Source organism: Streptomyces sp. NPDC104096 (genome assembly GCF_055584385.1).
Genome location: NZ_JBVJMD010000013.1, coordinates 41,691 through 59,385 on the forward strand (window position 1 = coordinate 41,691; position 17,695 = coordinate 59,385).

Genomic DNA, 17,695 nt, shown 5'->3' on the forward strand with positions numbered 1-17,695 from the left:
GCGGGACCGCCCGGCCCCCGCCCCCGGCCGACTCACATCGCCGAAGCGTCCGGTCCGATGCGGCTGCGGACCGCCGTTTGGACCTCGTCCTCCTCCGCCGGGTCCGCGGCCAGTCGGCGCAGGCGCTCCACCACGCGCGCGTCGCCCGTCTCGGCGTGCCGGGCGGCGACCTCACGGGTGGACTCCTCGCAGTCCCAGAGGCACTCGACGGCGAATCCGACGGCGAAGGCGGGGTCGGTGGCGGCCAGCGCCCGTGCGCAGCGTCCCCGCAGATGGGACGAGGCCGTCTCGCGGTAGATATGGCGCAGGACGGGGGCCGCGCAGACGATGCCGAGCCGCCCGGCGCCGTCGACGAGGGTCCACAGGGTCGGCGCGTCGGGGCCTTCCCCGCGTACGGCGTCGCGCAGGGCCCCGAGGACCAGGTCGCTGTCCTGGGCCCCGCCGCGGCAGGCGAGCACCCGCCCGGCCGCGGCGCCGAGCCGATCGGGCCGGCGGGCCCAGCCACGGGCGCGGTCGACGACGACGGCACCGCGCATGCGTTCGAAGGCGTCGACGGCGGCCTCCACGACGGTCGTGGAGCCGGTGGCCACGGCCGCCTCGATCAGGTCGAGGGCGGCGGGATCGTCGCGGTCGGCGAGGTAGCGCAACGCGGTGCAGCGGGCGCCGTCGTCGCCGTCCCGGGCGGCCTGGAGGATCTCGGGCCGGTCCTCCGGGCCGGCCACGGCGACCAGGCAGCGGGCGGCGGGCACGTGCAGGGCGGCACCCCGTTCGATGCCCTGCTGGGCCCATTCGAAGACGGCGCGCACGCTCCAGCCCGGCCGGGGGCCGCTCGGCCGCATCTGGCGTTGCCATCGGTCGAAGCAGCCGGCCTCGTGGGCGGCGCGCACGCGGGCGGAGACGTACTCGCGCGGATCCTCGGCCCACAGCCGCCAGGGCCGGGGCTCGAAGGCGTCGCGCACCACGGCGGCCAGCTCGGCCTCGCCCTCGGCGTCGGTGGCGAACCGCGCGAGGACGGGGGCGGCCAGGGCGCGCAGGCCGGCGTCGTCGTCGCGCAGGGCCAGCTCGTCCAGGGCCCAGGTCCAGTTGGAGCCGGAGGCGGCGTATCTGCGCAGCAGGTCGAGGGCGTCCCGCCGACCGTAGGAGGCGAGATGGCCGAGCACGGCGAGGGCCAGCCCGGTGCGTGACTCGCCGGTGTCGAAGGCGTCCTCGGCGTCGAAGAGATGGGCCTCGATCTCGCCGAGGTCACCATCGAGATCGAGGTGGAGACGGGCGTAGTAGAGGGAGCGGTTCTCCACCTGCCAGTCGTGGCGGGGGTCCCGCAGCACACAGTGGTTCAGGGCCGCGAGCGCTTCGGCGCGCGGGGCGGTGAGCGCGTGCAGGGTGCCGTCGCCACGCCCCCGCTGGAGCAGGCCGAGCAGCGTACCGCTGGGCGCTATGACCGGATCGAACATGGGAAACAGCCTCACATCAAGCGTCGACGCAACCGGGGACGTGCATTACCTGGCCGCGTGACAACACGTCGGGGCGCCCGCCGCTTCCTGCTTGCTGTAGACCATTTTCCTCTGCCTCTCGTCGGTGGCCCATGCGGACCGCATCACGGCCCGCGCGGTGCGGCAACGTCTGCCCAGCCATCGCGTCCGTGAATCACGACGTCATGATGACCCGGCGCTTCCGTCTGCCGCGACCGAAATATCCGGCGGCCCCGCTCCGCCTCCCCCTGTGGTGTGTCATGCCTGATCAGGAAACCGGTCCTGGCTGCTCGGAGCGGTCGGTTCAGGTGACCCCGAACAGCTCCAGCAGCTCCGTCTTACCGAACATGCGCGCGGTGTCGACGGCGGACGGAGTACCGGCCGCCGGATCGGCGCCGCCCTCCAGGAGGACCGTGACGACCTCCGTCTCGCCCTTGAAGACGGCGCCGGCGAGCGGGGTCTGGCCCCGGTCGTTCACCCGGTCGGCCTCCGCCCCGCGGGCCAGCAGCGCGCGCACCGTCTCCGCGTGACCGTGATAGGCGGCCAGCATGACCAGGCAGTCGCCGCGGTCGTTGGTGAGTCCGGCCGGCACGCCCGCGTCGACGTACGCCACGAGCGCCTCGGTCCGGCCCTGCCGGGCCAGGTCGAAGATCCTGGTCGCCAGTTCCACGACCTCGGGGTCGGGGACATCGGTCATCGGCCTGACCGCCTCTCGCTACGGACGTCGGGGACAGCGGGACCCGCGCGCCTGCGGGCCGCGGAGCCCGGGCCCCGCGGGGAGCAAGCCTACGACCACGGGTGATGCGGCCGTACGGGTGATTCGCCAGCGTACTGGCTCGGCGCGCACATGACCGGGCCCGTCGAGGCAAAGATCCCCGCAGGACCCGTTCGACGCAATCTTCCTGCTCAGGCGGCTCATCAGACCTTCCGCCGACCGGGGGAAATCGCTCAGATTTCACCCAGTTGCACCTTTTATCCTATGGATACATCCTGTGATCCTGGAAGTACTCATGGTGACTGTCCCCACGAACCAGGAGAGCTCAAATGATCCTGTCCATCTCAGGCGTGGTCCTGCTCGGCATCGTCGTCTTCCTCTTCTTCCGCAAGGACGGCCTCAAGCCGTCGCACTGCCTGGCGTCCACGCTGTTCGGCTTCTATCTGGCGAGCACCGCCATCGCCCCGAGCATCAAGGCCGGCGGAGAGAGTCTGGCGAGCCTCCTCGGCGGCATCAAGTTCTGACCCCGCCCGTCCCGCCCGCACCCACCTCCAGGAGACAGCAGTGGCCCGGCGCCCCCTCCCTCGCATTCTGAGCAACGGCAGCGCGCAGATCGCCCGGAGCCGGGAGCTGGCCCGGACGGCGGCGGACAGCGCCACCGACGTCCTGCATCCGCTGATCACGATCACTCGCGGTCTGCGCCGACTGGCCTCGGCCGGGTGGCGCAAGGTGGCCGAGACCCCCAAGGACAAGCGGGGCCCCCTGCTGTTCATGGTGACCTCGGCGATCCTGGTCGTGGCACTCATGCCGTACGGCCCACTGCTCGCCGCCGTCACCCTGATGGCGGCGGCAGCCTGGCACGGCAGGGACCGCACCCCGCCGGAGCCCGACGGCCCCGACGAGTCCCAGACGCAGCGGCTCCAGTCGCTGCACGAGGCCCTGGTCCCGTACTTCTCGACCGCGGACGACCCCGCGCCGCTGTACGCGCACGGCGGCGACTGGGAGAAGACCTTCCCGGCGTACGAGTTCGACGACACGGGCCGCCTCACCCACCTGGTGATCCGCTACCCGGCCTACTTCACGGACGGCGAGGCCGCGTCGCGCACCCGGATCGAGAACCTGCTCACGGCGAAGTCGGGCCGCGGCCGCGAGTACCACTTCGGCTGGGACGAGGAGGGCAACCAGGTGACGGTCACGGCCCTCGCCCCGCTCCCCACCGACACCGCCGCCCAGCGCTTCGTGACGGCACCGGGCGAGATGGTGCTCGGCTTCACCGACCCCACCCAGATCCAGCGCACCCTGCCCCTGTCCTACGGCGAGGAGCAGCGTGACGTCCCCCCGGTGGTCTGGCGCACCGGAGTCCGCTCCACCGAACCGCACCTGCTGGCGGTGGGCCAGCCCGGCAGCGGCACCTCCACGCTGCTGCGCTCCATCGCGCTGCAGGCCCTTCAGCACGGTGACGTGATCGTCGTCGAGGGCGGCGGCACCGGCGAGCACGCCTGTCTCACCGGGCGGGACGGGGTCCTGGCGGTCGAGTGCGGGCTGACCGGGGCCCTGGCCAGTCTGGAGTGGGCCGCCCACGAGACGGAACGCCGTCTGATCGCCGCCAACCGCGCCCGCCAGGAGGGCCGCCCGCCGCCGGAGGACACCAGACGGCCGCTGTGGATCCTCCTCGACCGGCCCAGCGCGTTCACGCACCTCGCCGCCGCCGACGGCCGCACGGATCCCCAGTCCCTGCTCCAGGCGCCCCTGCGGCACGGCCGCGCGGCCCATGTGACGGTGGTCGTGGCCGAGCAGTTCGACACCGTGGACACGCTCAGCGACGCGGTACGCCGGCACACCCGCGCCCGTGTCGTGCTCGGTCCGGTCACGGCACAGCAGGTCGAGGCCGTCCTGGGCGCTCCCCCGCACACCACGCCCGCCGGCCACGTGCCGCCCGGCCGCGGGTACGCCCGGCTGGGCGTCGGCCCGGTGCACCGCCTCCAGGTCCCGGCGACGCCCGACCCCTACGACGACGCGACCTCCGACGCGCACCGGCAGGCCGTACTGGCGCTGCTTCCCCAGCGCTCGACGCCGGCGGAAGCGCAGCCGGAACAGCGGGAGCAGGAACAGCAGCCCGAGCGGGCGCCCGCGGAGCCGACGCCGGCGAAGGCGGTGGTGGCGGCGGTGGAGCAGGCCTGACCACGGCCGCGGGCCCTGGCCCCCCACCCCCCTCTGCCCCTACGCCACGAAGGTGCGCGGGGCCTCCGCCCCCGTGGTCCCGCCGCTCTCCACCAGCCGCGCCGCGGCCGCCAGCCGTGCCGCGGCCTCGTCCGCCACCGCGCCCCCCACGGTGAACGGCAGCCGCACGTAGCCCTCGAAGGCCCCGTCGACGCCGAAGCGGGGTCCCGACGGCACCCGCACCCCGACCCGCTCCCCCACCTCGGCGAGCCGCGAGCCGGACAGCCCGCCCGCCCGCACCCACAGCGTGAGCCCGCCGCGGGGCACCTCGAACTCCCACGTCGGCAGCTCCCGCCGTACCGCCGCCACCAGCGCGTCGCGGTTGTCCCTGGCCTGGGCGCGCCGCAGCCGCACGGCCTCTTCCCACCCGCCGGTGCTGAACAGCCAGTTCACCGCGAGCTGCTCCAGCACGGGGGTGCCGAGGTCGGCGTACGCGCGGGCGGCGACCAGGCTGCGGATCACGTCCGGTGCCGCCCGGACCCAGCCGATGCGCATCCCCGCCCAGAAGGCCTTGCTGGCCGACCCCACGGTGATCACCGTGGATCCGGCCGGGTCGAAGCCGCACACCGGCCGGGGCATCTCGACGTCCTCGTCCAGCCAGAGTTCGCTCATGGTCTCGTCGCAGACGAGCACGGTGCCCGCCGAGCGCGCCGCCTCCACCAGCCGTCGCCGCTGGTCCTCGGCGGCCAGCGCGCCGGTCGGGTTGTGGAAGTCGGCGACGACGTACGCCATCCGCGGCGCGGCCTCGCGCAGCACCTGACGCCAGCGCTCCAGGTCCCACCCGGCGAGCCCCTCGGCCATCGCGACGGGCACCAGCCGGGCCCCCGCCTCCCGCATCAGCTGGAGGATGTTGGCGTACGACGGCGACTCGACCGCGATGCGCTCGCCACGGCCGGCGAAGAGATGGCAGATCGCGTCGATGGCGCCCATCGCGCCGGTCGTCACCATGATCTGTTCGGGCATGGTCGGGATCCCGCGCGCGGTGTACCGCTCGGCGATCATCGTGCGCAGCGCGGGCAGCCCGGCCGGGTAGTCGCCGTGCGTGTGGGCGTACGGAGGCAGTTCCTCCAGGGCGCCCTGCACCGCCCGGGTCAGCCACGGCTCCGGCGCGGGCAGCGCGGCGCAGCCGAGGTCGATCACCGAGCCCAGGGCCTCGGGCGGCAGGGGCTCGAGACCGCGGGCCGGGAGCGGGTTCCCGGCCGGTACGGCCGTCCAGCTGCCGGCGCCGCGCCGGGACTCCAGGAAGCCCTCGGTGCGCAGCGTCTCGAAGGCGGTGGCGACCGTGGTGCGGCTCACGGCCAGGGAGAGGGCCAGTTCGCGTTCGGCCGGCAGCCGGGCGGCGACCGGCACCCTGCCCTCCAGGACCAGCAGCCGGATGCCGTCGGCCAGCGCACGGTAGGCGGGCGGGCGGCGGGTGCCGGGGCCCGCGGGGCGGTCCTGCTGCGACCTGAGCAGCCGGGCGAGCTGAGCGGCACCCACCGCGGAAGTCCACTGCGCCATTTTTTCCAGTCCACCTTCCTCGAATTGGCCATGGTTGGCTCTGGTTTCCAAGCCACAGAGTGTCATGCGCCAGGCCACTACCACCACAGGGAGCCCCCGTGTCCGCGTCACAGCCCCTCGCGCGCCGGCTGATCCAGCTCTACGCCGGTCTCGTGCTGTACGGCGCGAGCTCCGCTCTGCTGGTGCGGGCGGACCTCGGCATGGAGCCCTGGAACGTGCTGCACCAGGGGATCGCCGAACACACCGGTCTGACCATCGGCGCGGTGTCGATCGTCGTGGGCGCGGCGGTGCTGCTCCTGTGGATACCGCTGCGGCAGCGTCCCGGCCTCGGCACGGTCTCCAACGTGTTCGTCGTCGGTCTGGCCATGGACGGCACGCTCACGCTGCTCCCCCAGGTCCACGGCCTCGCCGTCAGGGTCGGGCTGCTGCTGGCCGGCGTCGTCCTCAACGGCGTGGCCACCGGCCTCTACATCACGGCGAGCTTCGGACCGGGCCCGCGCGACGGGCTGATGACCGGACTGCACCGCCGTACGGGCCGTTCGATCCGGCTGATGCGGACGGCCGTCGAGGTGACGGTCGTCGTCACCGGTTTCTGCCTCGGCGGGACCGTCGGGGTCGGCACCGTGGTGTACGCCGTCTCGATCGGTCCGCTCGCCCAGCTCTTCCTGCGGTTGTTCGCCGCTCCGGCGGCATCCGGCAGCAGCCCGGTGGTTGCCGCCGGGACACCCCGTGGAGCGATACTGCGTCCGTGACCACGCAGATACGCCACCCCTACCTCGACCACCCGGGCCCGATCGCCTTCGCCCACCGCGGCGGGGCCGCGGACGGTCTGGAGAACACCGTGGCGCAGTTCAGGCGCGCGGTCGAGACGGGCTACCGCTACATCGAGACGGACGTGCACGCCACCCGGGACGGCAGGCTCGTCGCCTTCCACGACTCGACGCTGGACCGGGTGACGGACGGCGCGGGCCGGATCGCGGACCTGCGCTGGGAGGAGGTGAGCCGCGCGCGCGTGGGCGGCAGGGAACCGGTGCCGCTGTTCGAGGAGCTCCTGGAGACGTTCCCCGAGGTGCGCTGGAACGTCGACATCAAGGCGGAGCCCGCGCTGCACCCGCTGCTGAACCTGATCGCCCGCACCGACGCCTGGGACCGGGTCTGCGTCGGCTCCTTCTCCGAGGCCCGCATCGTGCGCGCGCAGCGGGTGGCCGGGCCCCGGCTCGCGACGTCGTACGGCACCCGCGGGGTGCTCAATCTGCGGCTGCGGTCCTGGGGGGTGCCGGCCGCGGTGCGCGACTCCGCCGTCGCGGCCCAGGTGCCCGAGGCCCAGTCGGGCATCCCGGTGGTGGACCGGCGCTTCGTGCGCACCGCCCACGCGCGCGGGCTCCAGGTGCACGTGTGGACGATCAACGAGGCGGATCGGATGCACCGGCTCCTCGACCTCGGGGTCGATGGCATCATGACCGATCACATCGACACGTTGCGCAAGGTCATGGAGGACCGGGGCGTCTGGGTCTGAGCCCGGGAGCACCGGCCCCGCCCTTCGCACACCACCTCCAGCGGGGAAGCGAGGGGCGCGGGTGGGCATCGACACCGTGCGGACCACGACGGCCGACGAGGCCGCCGGGCGGCGGCGCGAGCAGCGCGGCTGGTACTTCTACGACTGGGCGTGCTCCGTCTACTCGACGAGCGTGCTCACCGTGTTCCTCGGTCCCTATCTGACCTCGGTCGCCAAGGCGGCCGCGGACGCCGACGGGTACGTCCATCCGCTGGGTGTGCCGGTGCGCGCGGGCTCGTTCTTCGCCTACTCGGTGTCCCTGTCGGTGATCGTGGCCGTCGTGGTGATGCCGCTGGTGGGGGCCGCAGCCGACCGGACGGGCCGCAAGAAGCCCCTGCTGGGCGCGGCCGCCTACGTGGGGGCCGCGGCGACGACGGGCATGTTCCTCCTCGACGGCGACCGCTATCTGCTCGGCGGCGCGCTGCTGGTCGTCGCGAACGCCGCGCAGTCGGTGGCGATGATGCTCTACAACTCCTACCTGCCGCAGATCGCGCCGCCCGAGGAGCGCGACCGGGTCTCCTCCCGCGGATGGGCCTTCGGGTACGCGGCCGGAGCCCTGGTCCTGGTCGCGAACCTGGTGCTGTATCTGGCCCATGACTCCTTCGGCGTCTCGGAGACCATGGCGGTACGGATCTGTCTGGCGTCGGCGGGTCTGTGGTGGGGCGCGTTCACGCTGGTGCCGCTGCGGCGGCTGCGCGACCGGCCCTCGACGGCGCGGGAGGCCACGGCCCCCGGCCTGCGGCAGCTCGTGGCGACCGTCCGGGACATGCGCCGCCACCCGCTGACGCTGTCCTTCCTGCTCGCCTACCTGATCTACAACGACGGCATCCAGACGGTGATCTCGCAGGCCTCGGTGTACGGCTCCGAGGAGCTGGGGCTCGGGCAGTCCACGCTGATCGGGGCCGTGCTGCTGGTCCAGGTGCTGGCGGTGGCGGGCGCACTGGCGATGGGCCGACTGGCCCGGACGTACGGGGCGAAGCGGACGATCCTCGGCTCGCTGGTGGCCTGGACGCTCACCCTGGGCGCCGGCTACTTCCTGCCGGCCGGGGCGCCGACCGGGTTCTTCGCCCTGGCGGCCGCGATCGGGCTGGTGCTCGGCGGCAGCCAGGCGCTCTCGCGCTCCCTGTTCTCCCATCTCGTCCCGCCCGGCAAGGAGGCGGAGTACTTCTCGGCGTACGAGATGAGCGACCGGGGCATGAGCTGGTTGGGCCCCCTGCTGTTCGGGATCACCTACCAGCTGACCGGAAGCTACCGGGACGCGATCATCTCGCTGGTGATCTTCTTCGTCGTGGGGTTCGCGCTGCTCGCGCGGGTTCCGGTGCGGCGGGCGATCGGCGACGCGGGCAATCCCGTACCCGCGAAGATTTAGCACTCGGGGCGAAAGGGCGGTAGTGTACGCGTTTGGCCTGCCAGACGTACCGTTACTGCGCGTCAAAGATGCCGAAACGCTGTGTGACATCTGCTAGCAGATGTGACAAACCGGGCGCTGGTGGGTACAACAAGGGGCGGCTACGACGGCGACGCATGACCCGGAACGGGAATCTTTACCGCCGACCGGACGTTGACCGGATGACGACGACAGCGACACCTGTCCTGTGGGCGACAAGCCCGGGAGGCACGATTCATGAGTGAGCGAGCTCTTCGCGGCACGCGCCTCGTGGTGACCAGCTACGAGACGGACCGCGGCATCGACCTGGCCCCGCGCCAGGCCGTGGAGTACGCATGCGAGAAGGGACATCGCTTCGAGATGCCCTTCTCGGTCGAGGCGGAGATCCCGCCGGAGTGGGAGTGCAAGGTCTGCGGGGCCACGTCACTCCTGGTGGACGGCGACGGCCCTGAGGAGAAGAAGGCCAAGCCCGCGCGTACCCACTGGGACATGCTGATGGAGCGGCGCACCCGCGAGGAGCTCGAAGAGGTCCTCGAGGAGCGTCTGGCAGTTCTGCGGTCCGGGGCGATGAACCTGGCGGTCCATCCCCGCGACAGCCGCAAGTCCGCCTGATCCCCGCGGGATCCGAGCGGCACACAGCGCACCACGTACAGGACGGCGGGCGCCCTACCGGATTTCCGGTAGGGCGCCCGCCGTCCTGTACGTGGTGCGGCCGGGCGGCCCGCGCTCACCACGTCAGCGGTGGGCGCGGTCCCTGCTCACCGCGTCAGCGGCGGGCGCGGCCCCTGGGGCGTCTCGCCCGGCTCGTCCCTGATGACCTCGCCCTTGATGACCTCGCCCGGGACGACCTTGCCGTCGGGGCGGTGGATCCTGGCCTGCTGGAAGGCGTCGCCGAAGGTGCCGGGGGCGGACCGGCCGAAGGTGCGGTCGAAGGAACGCTCCGCATAGCGGGCCACGACCTTCTGGACCGGCGGGACCAGCAGGAGCAGGCCCAGGGCGTCCGAGATCAGGCCGGGAATCATCAGCAGCAGCCCGCCGAGCATGAGCAGGCCGTTGCCGCTGCCCCTCGACGGGGAGCCGCCGCCCTGGAGCGCCTCGTTCAGGTTGCGGAAGGCACGCCGGCCGGCTCGCTTGATGACCACCGCGCCCAGCACGAACCCGGCCACCAGCAGCAGGAACACCGTGAAGCCGCTCGTCGCGCCCGCGACCACGGTCAGCAGCCAGATCTCCAGCACCACCCACGCCGCCACGCCCAGGGGCAGGAAGGTCCGCAGCCGGGAACGCGGGGGCCGGGTGGAGGAGGGGGTCGGAATGCCTGTCGTCATGCGTCCAGTGTGCCCGGACCGGGCTCAATGCCGGATAAGGGGCCGATCAAGGGTGCCCGTGCGGCCACGGGGCACCCGTGACCGCGGGCTCCGTACGGTTACCGCTTCGGCGGCTTCGCGGCTGCGCCACGACCCGTGATCCTGCCGACCCGCTCCCCCACGCCCCACGCAGTGACCCGCCACAGCGCCTCGACGAGGATGTCCTTGCTCATCTTGGAGTCGCCGAGCTCGCGCTCCACGAAGGTGATGGGGACCTCGACCACCTGGTAGCCCGCCTTGACCGCGCGTCGGGCCAGGTCGACCTGGAAGCAGTAGCCCTGGGAGGAGACCTCGTGGAGCCCGAGGCCCTCGAGGGTCTCGCGGCGGAAGGCGCGGTAGCCGCCGGTGATGTCGCGCAGCGGCAGGTCGAGGGCGATGCGCGAGTAGAGGCTGCCGCCGCGGGAGATGAACTCGCGGGACTTGGGCCAGTTCACCACCCGGCCGCCCGCCACCCAGCGGGAGCCGAGGACGAGGTCCGCGCCCTTGAGCGCGGTCAGCAGCCGGGGCAGCTCCTCGGGCTGGTGGGAGCCGTCGGCGTCCATCTCGATCAGGACGCCGTAGTCGTGCTCCAGACCCCAGCGGAAGCCCGCCAGATAGGCGGCGCCGAGGCCCTCCTTGCCCTTGCGGTGCAGCACATGGACCTGTCCGTCATCGGCCGCCAGTTCGTCCGCGAGCTTGCCGGTGCCGTCGGGGCTGTTGTCGTCGGCCACGAGCACGTGCGCCTCGGGAACCGCTTTGCGCACCCGGCCGACGATCGCCTTGATGTTCTCCGCCTCGTTGTAGGTGGGGATGATCACCAAGGCCGTGCCGAGCGGACCGAGCTGCCTGCCCCGGGCCTGTCCCGCAAGGGTCCCGTCGCCGTCGTTCACTGCTGCCCCTTCATTTCCGTACGCCGAGGTCCACCATAGTGGCCACCGCCTGCGCTGACGTGACACCACGGACCTACGGCGGTGTCGATTCGGCAAGAGCGGGGTAAGAACATATGTTTCGCCCGTGATCGACCGATCGGTGTCCGGCGACGGCGGTCGGGGAGCGGCTGCGGCCCGGGGTGACCGGGCCGGGGGGCGGCTGGGGCCGGGGGCGGCCGACCGATCGCCGGCCGGGGACGGCGGATGGGGGCCCGGCGCTCTTCGGGCCGACCTGGGACCCGCCGGCTGCGGGTCGGCCGAAGGCCGTTGTCTACTGAGCGCCCGGGCCCCATCCCGGTCACACCTTGCCGACCGGCCGGAACGTTCCCTCGCCGGCGCGGACGCTGAGCCTGGCTACCGGTGGAGGTGCCCCGGTACGGCACACCGTCCCTGACCCAGCGGCGCTGCGACGAGTGCGCGGACGTTCCCCGGTCGGGCGTCCGGTGGTGGACTCCGCCGAACCTACCGGCCACCGGCCGTGACCTGTCAACAGCCGTCCGACCTGCTGGTTCTTCACAAATACGCAGGTCAGCGCATGGGATACACAGGTCGCGCGCCGGATCACTCGCCCGGCCGTACGAACACCGTCCGTCCGCCGACCACCGTGCGCAGGCAGACGGGGAGGTCGGCACCGGGGGTGAGATCGGGCAGGCCGGGGGTGCCGGAGCGGGGGTCGGTGGACCAGCGCGCGACCCGGTCGTCCGGGGCCTGGACGACGAGGGCGTCGGTGCGCCACACGGCGTAGTCCGCGGGCGCGCCCGGCACCAGGACGCCCGCGTCGTCGCGTCCGATCGCCCGCCAGCCGCCACGCGTGTGCGCCGTGAAAGCGGCTCGGACGGAGACGCGGTGCTCGGGCGTGCGGTGGAAGGCGGCGGCCCGGACCGTGCCCCAGGGGTCGAGGGGCGTGACCGGGGAGTCGGAGCCGAAGGCCAGCGGCACACCGGCCCGCAGCAGCGCCGCGAACGGGTTCAGCGTCCGGGCCCGCTCGGCGCCCAGGCGGTCGGCGTACATGCCGTCCTCGCCGCCCCACAGCGCGTCGAAGGCGGGCTGGACGGAGGCGGTCAGTCCCAGCTCGGCGAAGGCCGCGACGGTCTCCGGGGTGAGCATCTCGGCGTGCTCGACCCGGTGCCTGGCGGCCCGTACGCGGGCGAGGCCGACCTTCTCGGCGGCCGCGCGCACGCCGTCCGCCACCGCGGTCACGGCGGCGTCGCCGATCGCGTGGAAGCCCGCCTGGAGGCCCGCCTCGGTGCAGGCGACGACATGGGCGGCGACCGCCTCGGCGTCGAGGTAGGCGGTGCCGGTGTGGTCGGCGTCGGTGTAGGACCGGTGCAGACAGGCGGTGTGGGAGCCGAGGGCGCCGTCGACGAACAGGTCCCCGGCGGCACCGAGGGCGCCCAGCTCGCGCGCCCTGTCGATGTCCCGGTCGGCCCAGTAGCCGACGACCCGCGGCCCCGGCTCCTGGGCGGCGAGCCGCAGCAGGCCGGTGAAGTCGTCCTCGGAGGAGATCTCGGGACCGCCGCACTCGTGCACGGACCCGATGCCCAGGGAGGCCGCGTGGGCGAGGGCGGCGCGCTGGGCGGCGGTGCGCTGCGTCGGCGTCACGGCCGCGAACGCGGCGGCGCGCACGGCGTGGTGGGCCGCGCGGGTGAGGGGCTCCCGGTCCGCGAAGCCGGGCTCGGTGCGCGCGCGCGGCGCCAGGTCGAGCAGGGCGGTGGTGACGGCGGCCGAGTGGACGTCGATCCGGCTGAGGTAGAGCGGCCGGCCGCCCGCTGCCTCGTCCAGCTCGTCCCGTCGGGGGACCCGCCGTTCGGGCCAGCGTGCGGCGTCCCAGCCGTGGCCGAGCAGCACCCGGTCGTCCGGGCGGCGGGCGGCGAAGTCCCGCACCAGGTCGAGCGCCGCCGCCAGGGAGGGCGCGGACGACAGGTCCAGGCCGGTCAGCGCGAGGCCGGTGGCGGTGCTGTGCACATGGGCGTCGGTGAAGGCCGGGGTGACCAGGGCGCCGTCCAGGTCGACCACCTCGTCGACACCGTCGGCGAAGGCGTCGGCGGCGCCCTCGGAACCGACCCAGGCGACCTGGCCGCGCTCGACGACCATCGCGGTCGCGAAGGGGTCGGCGGGGCTGTGGACCTCTCCTCGGCGGAGCAGGACGGTCTTCGGTTCGGCGGTGCGCTCACTCATGTGAACAGTCTCGCGCCTCGCCGCGGCGGCGCTGCACGCAGGTGGGTCAGATGCGCGGCGGCCGGGCCTCGTACGGTGTCGAGAGCACCACGGTGGTCCGGGTGGACACGCCCGCCAGGGAGCGCAGCCGGGCCAGCAGCTCCTCCAGCTCGTGCGGGGTCGCCACACGCACCTTGAGGATGTAGTTCTCGTCGCCCGCGACGCTGTGGCAGGCCTCGATCTCGGGGACCTCGGCGAGGCGGTCGGCGATGTCGTCGGGCGCGCTGGGGTCGAAGGGTTTCACCGAGATGAAGGCGGTCATGGGCAGCCCGACGGCCTCGGGGTCGACGACGGCCGCGTAGCCGCGGATCACGCCGCGCTGTTCCAGCCGGCGCACCCGCTGGTGCACGGCGGACGTGGACAGGCCGGTGGCCTTGCCGAGGTCCGTGTAGCTCATCCGCCCGTCCTTGACGAGCAGCTGCACGATCTGACGGTCGAGCTCCTCCATGGCGCAAGAACCTACAGGGCGCTTGATCTCCTCCGATACCCGAGCAGCCCAGGTCATACCCGGTTCGTGATGTGAAGGAGCGCCGCCGGGGCGCCGGACGGCGACGCCCGGCGGGGGACGGGTCCCGCGCGCGGGGCACCCGCGGTCCCCCGCACGGGGCATCTGCGAGCGGCATGTGACGAACACCACAGCACCCGGACCGTCTCCGTGCCGGTCTCGCGATTACCGCCGAGATCGGACGGGAAGTGCTTGCTGTGGTCGAGGCCGCAGTGCCTTCACGGCCCAGCCCGAGGGGGAGAATCCCATGCAGAGTCTTAAGCGCCCTGGTCGTACTTTTGCCAAGCGGCAGCAGCCCGTCGTCGAGCCCGCGCCGGAGGGCGTCGAACCCGACGACTTCGACGGCGACGAGTTCGACGCGTACGACACCTTCGAGATGTTCCGGGTGGTCTGCCCGGACTGCGCGCAGCCCATCGCCCTGCTGGCGGACGAGGAGTTCCTGCCGGAGCACGCGCTGTGCGCCTCACCGTGGAACCCCTTCGGGCTCACGGTGTGCGCCGGTACCGGCCGGGAGGCCTCCGCGGCGCAGCCCGCGGACGAGTCCATCGAACCCCAGGAGCAGGACACCGCACTGCTGTTGACGCTTCCCCAGGGACTCGACTGGCGGACGCAGCCCTTCTCGCACGTCGGCGGCCCGGGCTCGCGCCCGATGCGCGTGCCGGTGATGCGCCGGGCCGCCTGAGGCCCCTCGCTCCATCCCCGTAGCCGCCCTGCACCATGGCCCGCAGGCTGCCGTGGTGCGGGTTCGGTGTGCCCGGATCCACCGGGACGGCGATCCCGCCGAAGTGCGCCCGGCGGCAGGCGATCCACCGATCCTCCGCACGGCACCGGCGCGCCCACGCGTCGCGCATCCGGACGTGGCAGTCCTGAACCTCGGCGTGTGGCCGGTGAGTTGGGCATACCGCCCTGGAAGCAACACGGTCGACGGTGCGTCGGATGCGCGGCGACAGCCCTGCGCACGGCATCCCGGCCTCGGGGGCACACGGCGAACTGAGGGTCGATTGTGCGGGAAGGTGACCTGCCCGCCGCCGTCGCGTTGCCCTGGTATGACCCTTGCCCAGTCGGTGCCCGCAGTCACGCGCCGGGTGTTCGTCCCGGCACCCGCGGAATCGGTTCCGCTGCCACCCCCACAGCCCCAGGACCCGCCCATCTACCGTGCCCTGATGCGCGCCTGGGCCGACCGGGGCCGCACCCTGCCGGGCCGCCACGACCCGGAGTGGGTCAGGCTGGCGGCCCCGCAGGTGCGGCCGGGTCAGTTCAGCGGGTCTCCGGACCCGCGAGGTGACGGGCGATGACCATGCGCTGGATCTGGTTGGTGCCCTCGACGATCTGGAGGACCTTGGCCTCGCGCAGGTAGCGCTCGGCGGGGAAGTCCGCGGTGTAGCCGTAGCCGCCGAGGACCTGGACGGCGTCGACGGTGACCTTCATCGCGGTGTCGGTGCAGTGCAGCTTGGCCATCGCCGCCTGCTTCGCGAACGGCCGCCCCGCGTCCCGCAGTCGTGCCGCCGACAGGTACAGGGCCCGGCCCGCCTCGATCTGCGTGGCCATGTCGGCCAGCATGAAGCGCAGCCCCTGGAAGTCGGCGATCGGCCGTCCGAACTGCCGCCGTCCGGTGGCGTACTCGACCGCCGCGTCGAGCGCGGCCTGGGCCACGCCTATCGCGCAGGCCGCGATGCCGAGCCGGCCGGAGTCGAGCGCGGACAGCGCGATGGCGAAGCCCTGGCCCTCCTCGCCGATGCGCCGGGCGTCGGGGACCCGTACGCCGTCGAAGTTGACCTGCGCGGTGGGCGAGCCCTTCATGCCCATCTTCTTCTCGGGCGCCGCGGCGCTCAGGCCCTCGGCGTCGGCCGGCACCAGGAACGCGGTGATCCCGCGCGCGCCGTCCTCGCCGGTGCGGGCCATGACCGTGTAGAAGTCGGCGACCCCGCCGTGGGTGATCCAGGCCTTGGTGCCGGTGATCACCCATTCGTCGCCGTCCCGCACCGCCCTGGTGCGCAGGGACGCGGCGTCCGAGCCGGACGACGGCTCGGAGAGGCAGTAGGCGCCCAGCAGACCGCCGCCGAGCATCGCGGGCAGGTGTTCGACCTGCTGCTCCTTGGTGCCGTAGGCCGCGACGGCGTAGGAGGCCAGGGTGTGGACGCTGACGCCGAGGCCGACGGTCAGCCGGGCCGCGCTGAGCTCCTCCAGCACCTGGAGGTAGACCTCGTAGGGCTGCTCGCCGCCGCCGTACTCGCTGCCGTAGGGCAGACCGAGCAGACCCGATCCGGAGAGCAGGGTGAAGACCTCGCGGGGGAAGCGTCCGGCGTCCTCCTCCTCGGCCGCCTTCGGTGCGATCTCGCGCTGCGCGATGTCGCGGACGAGCGAGATCAGATCCCGGGCCTCGTCCGTGGGCAGTTGCCGTTCCACCGGCTGCGGGGCGCGCTCCAGCATGGCGACGCTCTCCTCCCTGTCGGGCACATCGGCGGATGTACGCCTTGGGTGTGGGCGGCTCCGCCAGGTCTTTCTCGGTACCGCCGCCGCGCCTGCTTCCGGGTCGCGGAAGCGGCTGACCAGCGGCTGTGCGCTGTGAGTATGCCCGATCGGGGACACCCAGTCACCAGTTAACGACCGCTTACTTCAAGAATTTCCGTCCATGATCGAATGCCCGGGACCGGTCTGGACCATTGACCTCATCGGTCCAGTCCAACTAGGCTCGACCGCGGGCGCGTTCGCCGTGTCCATGCCGATCGACGCACACTTCTTCCTCCACGAGGAGACGGGACACCCGACACAGAGGCAGGGCCCGGGACGTACGACCGGACACCCGCCCCGGCACCTCTCACCGCATCACGAACGCCGGTCCGGCGCATCACGAGCAGCCCCGGCCGGACGACGGACCCGCACCTGCGGCACCCGGGCGGTCGTCCGCGCGGCCCGTCAGGCGTCCCGGCGGGCGGGCGCCGGAGCCGGATACGCGGGGTCGAGCTCCTCGATGGCGCGCAGGGTGCCGCCGAGCGACTTGACCAGCAGCTCGCCCATGGTCGCGCGGGACAGCTCGGGACGGTCGATCCAGTCGAGGGCCGCCCCCTCCACGCCGCACACCCAGGCGACCAGCCCCATCCGGGCCAGCGGCGCGATGTCGGTGCGGCCGTACGCCCCGTCGGCGATGGTCGCCACGATCGCCTCGCGCACGCCGTCGCGGATGGCGTGCACCTCGGCGTCGAAGCCGACACCGCCGCTGACGATCGTGCGATAGGCGGCCTGGTTGTGCTCGGCGTAGCGCAGATAGCTGTCGATGGTGCGGTGGACCCGGTCGACCTGGCCCAGTTCGACCCCGCCCGCCGCGTAGGAGACCAGATCCGCGACGGAGTCCTGGATGATCGCCAGGTAGTAGCCGCGCTTGGACTGGAAGTAGTAGTAGATCAACCCCTTGGCGACGTGCGCCTGCCGGGCGATGTCGTCCATCGAGAGCGCGTCGTAGGACGTGTCGGCGAACAGCCGACGCCCGATGGCGATGAGTTCGGCACGGCGCGCCAGTGAGCGCTCGGTGCCGCGCGCCCGCGGACGGACGGCCGTGTCACGCTGTTGACTGATATTCAATTTCGACCCTGGTCTCCTACGGGCGGCGGAACATCCGCAGTATGTCAGGTTCGGGTATGCCTCAGGTCACAGCAGTCCGAGCTGGGTGACAAGCATCGCGACCACCACGACGAGGGTCCACCCCAGCGCGTGTTCGAGGAATTTCGGGCCGTCTTCCCGGGGGCCGCCGGTGCGGGCGCGGACGGCGGTGGCTGACTGTGCGGTCATGTCTTCTCACTACGCTCGGAGGTACGGGACGAACGGGGTACGGGACGAACGAGATACGGGACGAACTCC

18 protein-coding genes are annotated in these 17,695 nt (G+C 72.8%); 8 read left to right on the top strand and 10 right to left on the bottom strand.

Annotated elements, in window-relative coordinates:
• Positions 1-32: 32 nt before the first annotated feature.
• Positions 33-1,451 (bottom strand): HEAT repeat domain-containing protein, encoded by a 1,419-nt coding sequence (locus ACZ60B_RS16305; RefSeq protein ID WP_469387403.1) that lies wholly within the window; start codon positions 1,449-1,451, stop codon positions 33-35.
• Positions 1,452-1,773: 322 nt separating this feature from the next.
• The gene (locus ACZ60B_RS16310) at positions 1,774-2,166 is read right to left on the bottom strand and encodes an ankyrin repeat domain-containing protein (protein ID WP_469387405.1); all 393 of its coding nucleotides are present in this window, start codon (positions 2,164-2,166) and stop codon (positions 1,774-1,776) included.
• Between the two features lie 347 nt (positions 2,167-2,513).
• Between ACZ60B_RS16310 and ACZ60B_RS16315 the strand changes: the two genes are divergently transcribed.
• Both ACZ60B_RS16315 and ACZ60B_RS16320 read left to right on the top strand, forming a co-directional pair.
• Positions 2,514-2,708, top strand: coding sequence for a hypothetical protein (locus ACZ60B_RS16315; RefSeq protein ID WP_152894702.1), 195 nt, complete (start codon positions 2,514-2,516; stop codon positions 2,706-2,708).
• A 40-nt stretch (positions 2,709-2,748) separates the two neighbouring features.
• Positions 2,749-4,365 (top strand): hypothetical protein, encoded by a 1,617-nt coding sequence (locus tag ACZ60B_RS16320; protein ID WP_469387407.1) that lies wholly within the window; start codon positions 2,749-2,751, stop codon positions 4,363-4,365.
• Between the two features lie 39 nt (positions 4,366-4,404).
• Here the strand turns inward: ACZ60B_RS16320 and ACZ60B_RS16325 are convergent, their stop codons facing one another.
• Positions 4,405-5,904, bottom strand: a complete 1,500-nt coding sequence (locus ACZ60B_RS16325) for an SCO1417 family PLP biosynthesis transcription factor (protein ID WP_469387409.1) — start codon at positions 5,902-5,904, stop codon at positions 4,405-4,407.
• 98 nt (positions 5,905-6,002) lie between these two features.
• Here ACZ60B_RS16325 and yczE point away from each other — a divergent pair, with 98 nt between their 5' ends.
• The 4 genes from yczE (at position 6,003) to ACZ60B_RS16345 (ending at position 9,458) form a co-directional block, all read left to right on the top strand.
• Entirely contained in the window at positions 6,003-6,656 is a 654-nt protein-coding gene (gene yczE / locus ACZ60B_RS16330; RefSeq protein WP_469387411.1) for a membrane protein YczE, read from the top strand.
• Entirely contained in the window at positions 6,653-7,420 is a 768-nt protein-coding gene (locus ACZ60B_RS16335) for a glycerophosphodiester phosphodiesterase (protein WP_469387413.1), read from the top strand. The genes yczE and ACZ60B_RS16335 overlap by 4 nt, the downstream gene beginning before the upstream one ends.
• Positions 7,421-7,481: 61 nt before the next feature.
• On the top strand, positions 7,482-8,828 hold the full coding sequence (locus tag ACZ60B_RS16340) for an MFS transporter (protein WP_469387415.1): 1,347 nt from the start codon (positions 7,482-7,484) through the stop codon (positions 8,826-8,828).
• Positions 8,829-9,083: 255 nt separating this feature from the next.
• A complete protein-coding gene (locus tag ACZ60B_RS16345) occupies positions 9,084-9,458 on the top strand; it encodes an RNA polymerase-binding protein RbpA (RefSeq protein WP_152894188.1) in 375 nt (124 codons plus the stop codon).
• Between the two features lie 146 nt (positions 9,459-9,604).
• Here ACZ60B_RS16345 and fxsA read toward each other — a convergent pair whose 3' ends face one another.
• The 4 genes from fxsA to ACZ60B_RS16365 all read right to left on the bottom strand — a co-directional run bounded on the left by fxsA (position 9,605) and on the right by ACZ60B_RS16365 (position 13,783).
• Positions 9,605-10,171 (bottom strand): FxsA family membrane protein, encoded by a 567-nt coding sequence (gene fxsA, locus ACZ60B_RS16350; RefSeq protein WP_469387417.1) that lies wholly within the window; start codon positions 10,169-10,171, stop codon positions 9,605-9,607.
• A gap of 98 nt (positions 10,172-10,269) precedes the next feature.
• Positions 10,270-11,079, bottom strand: coding sequence for a polyprenol monophosphomannose synthase (locus tag ACZ60B_RS16355; protein WP_469387419.1), 810 nt, complete (start codon positions 11,077-11,079; stop codon positions 10,270-10,272).
• 600 nt (positions 11,080-11,679) lie between these two features.
• Positions 11,680-13,296 carry an amidohydrolase gene (locus ACZ60B_RS16360; RefSeq protein ID WP_469387421.1) on the bottom strand — a complete coding sequence of 539 codons (1,617 nt, stop codon included), beginning with the start codon at positions 13,294-13,296 and terminating at the stop codon, positions 11,680-11,682.
• Positions 13,297-13,342: 46 nt separating this feature from the next.
• On the bottom strand, positions 13,343-13,783 hold the full coding sequence (locus ACZ60B_RS16365; RefSeq protein ID WP_469387423.1) for an Lrp/AsnC family transcriptional regulator: 441 nt from the start codon (positions 13,781-13,783) through the stop codon (positions 13,343-13,345).
• Positions 13,784-14,087: 304 nt separating this feature from the next.
• Here ACZ60B_RS16365 and ACZ60B_RS16370 point away from each other — a divergent pair, with 304 nt between their 5' ends.
• Together ACZ60B_RS16370 and ACZ60B_RS16375 are read left to right on the top strand one after the other, a co-directional pair.
• Complete coding sequence (locus ACZ60B_RS16370) at positions 14,088-14,522, top strand: hypothetical protein (protein WP_469387425.1); 435 nt, start codon at positions 14,088-14,090, stop codon at positions 14,520-14,522.
• Positions 14,523-14,886: 364 nt separating this feature from the next.
• A complete protein-coding gene (locus tag ACZ60B_RS16375; RefSeq protein ID WP_351608880.1) occupies positions 14,887-15,135 on the top strand; it encodes a hypothetical protein in 249 nt (82 codons plus the stop codon).
• On the opposite strand, the gene ACZ60B_RS16380 is transcribed toward ACZ60B_RS16375, so the two are convergent.
• The 3 genes from ACZ60B_RS16380 to ACZ60B_RS16390 all read right to left on the bottom strand — a co-directional run bounded on the left by ACZ60B_RS16380 (position 15,098) and on the right by ACZ60B_RS16390 (position 17,626).
• Positions 15,098-16,270, bottom strand: a complete 1,173-nt coding sequence (locus ACZ60B_RS16380; RefSeq protein ID WP_469387635.1) for an acyl-CoA dehydrogenase family protein — start codon at positions 16,268-16,270, stop codon at positions 15,098-15,100. The two genes, ACZ60B_RS16375 and ACZ60B_RS16380, sit on opposite strands and share 38 nt — an antisense overlap.
• Positions 16,271-16,756: 486 nt before the next feature.
• The gene (locus ACZ60B_RS16385) at positions 16,757-17,419 is read right to left on the bottom strand and encodes a TetR/AcrR family transcriptional regulator (protein ID WP_469387428.1); all 663 of its coding nucleotides are present in this window, start codon (positions 17,417-17,419) and stop codon (positions 16,757-16,759) included.
• A 66-nt stretch (positions 17,420-17,485) separates the two neighbouring features.
• A complete protein-coding gene (locus ACZ60B_RS16390) occupies positions 17,486-17,626 on the bottom strand; it encodes an SCO1431 family membrane protein (protein ID WP_469387430.1) in 141 nt (46 codons plus the stop codon).
• Positions 17,627-17,695: the final 69 nt, after the last annotated feature.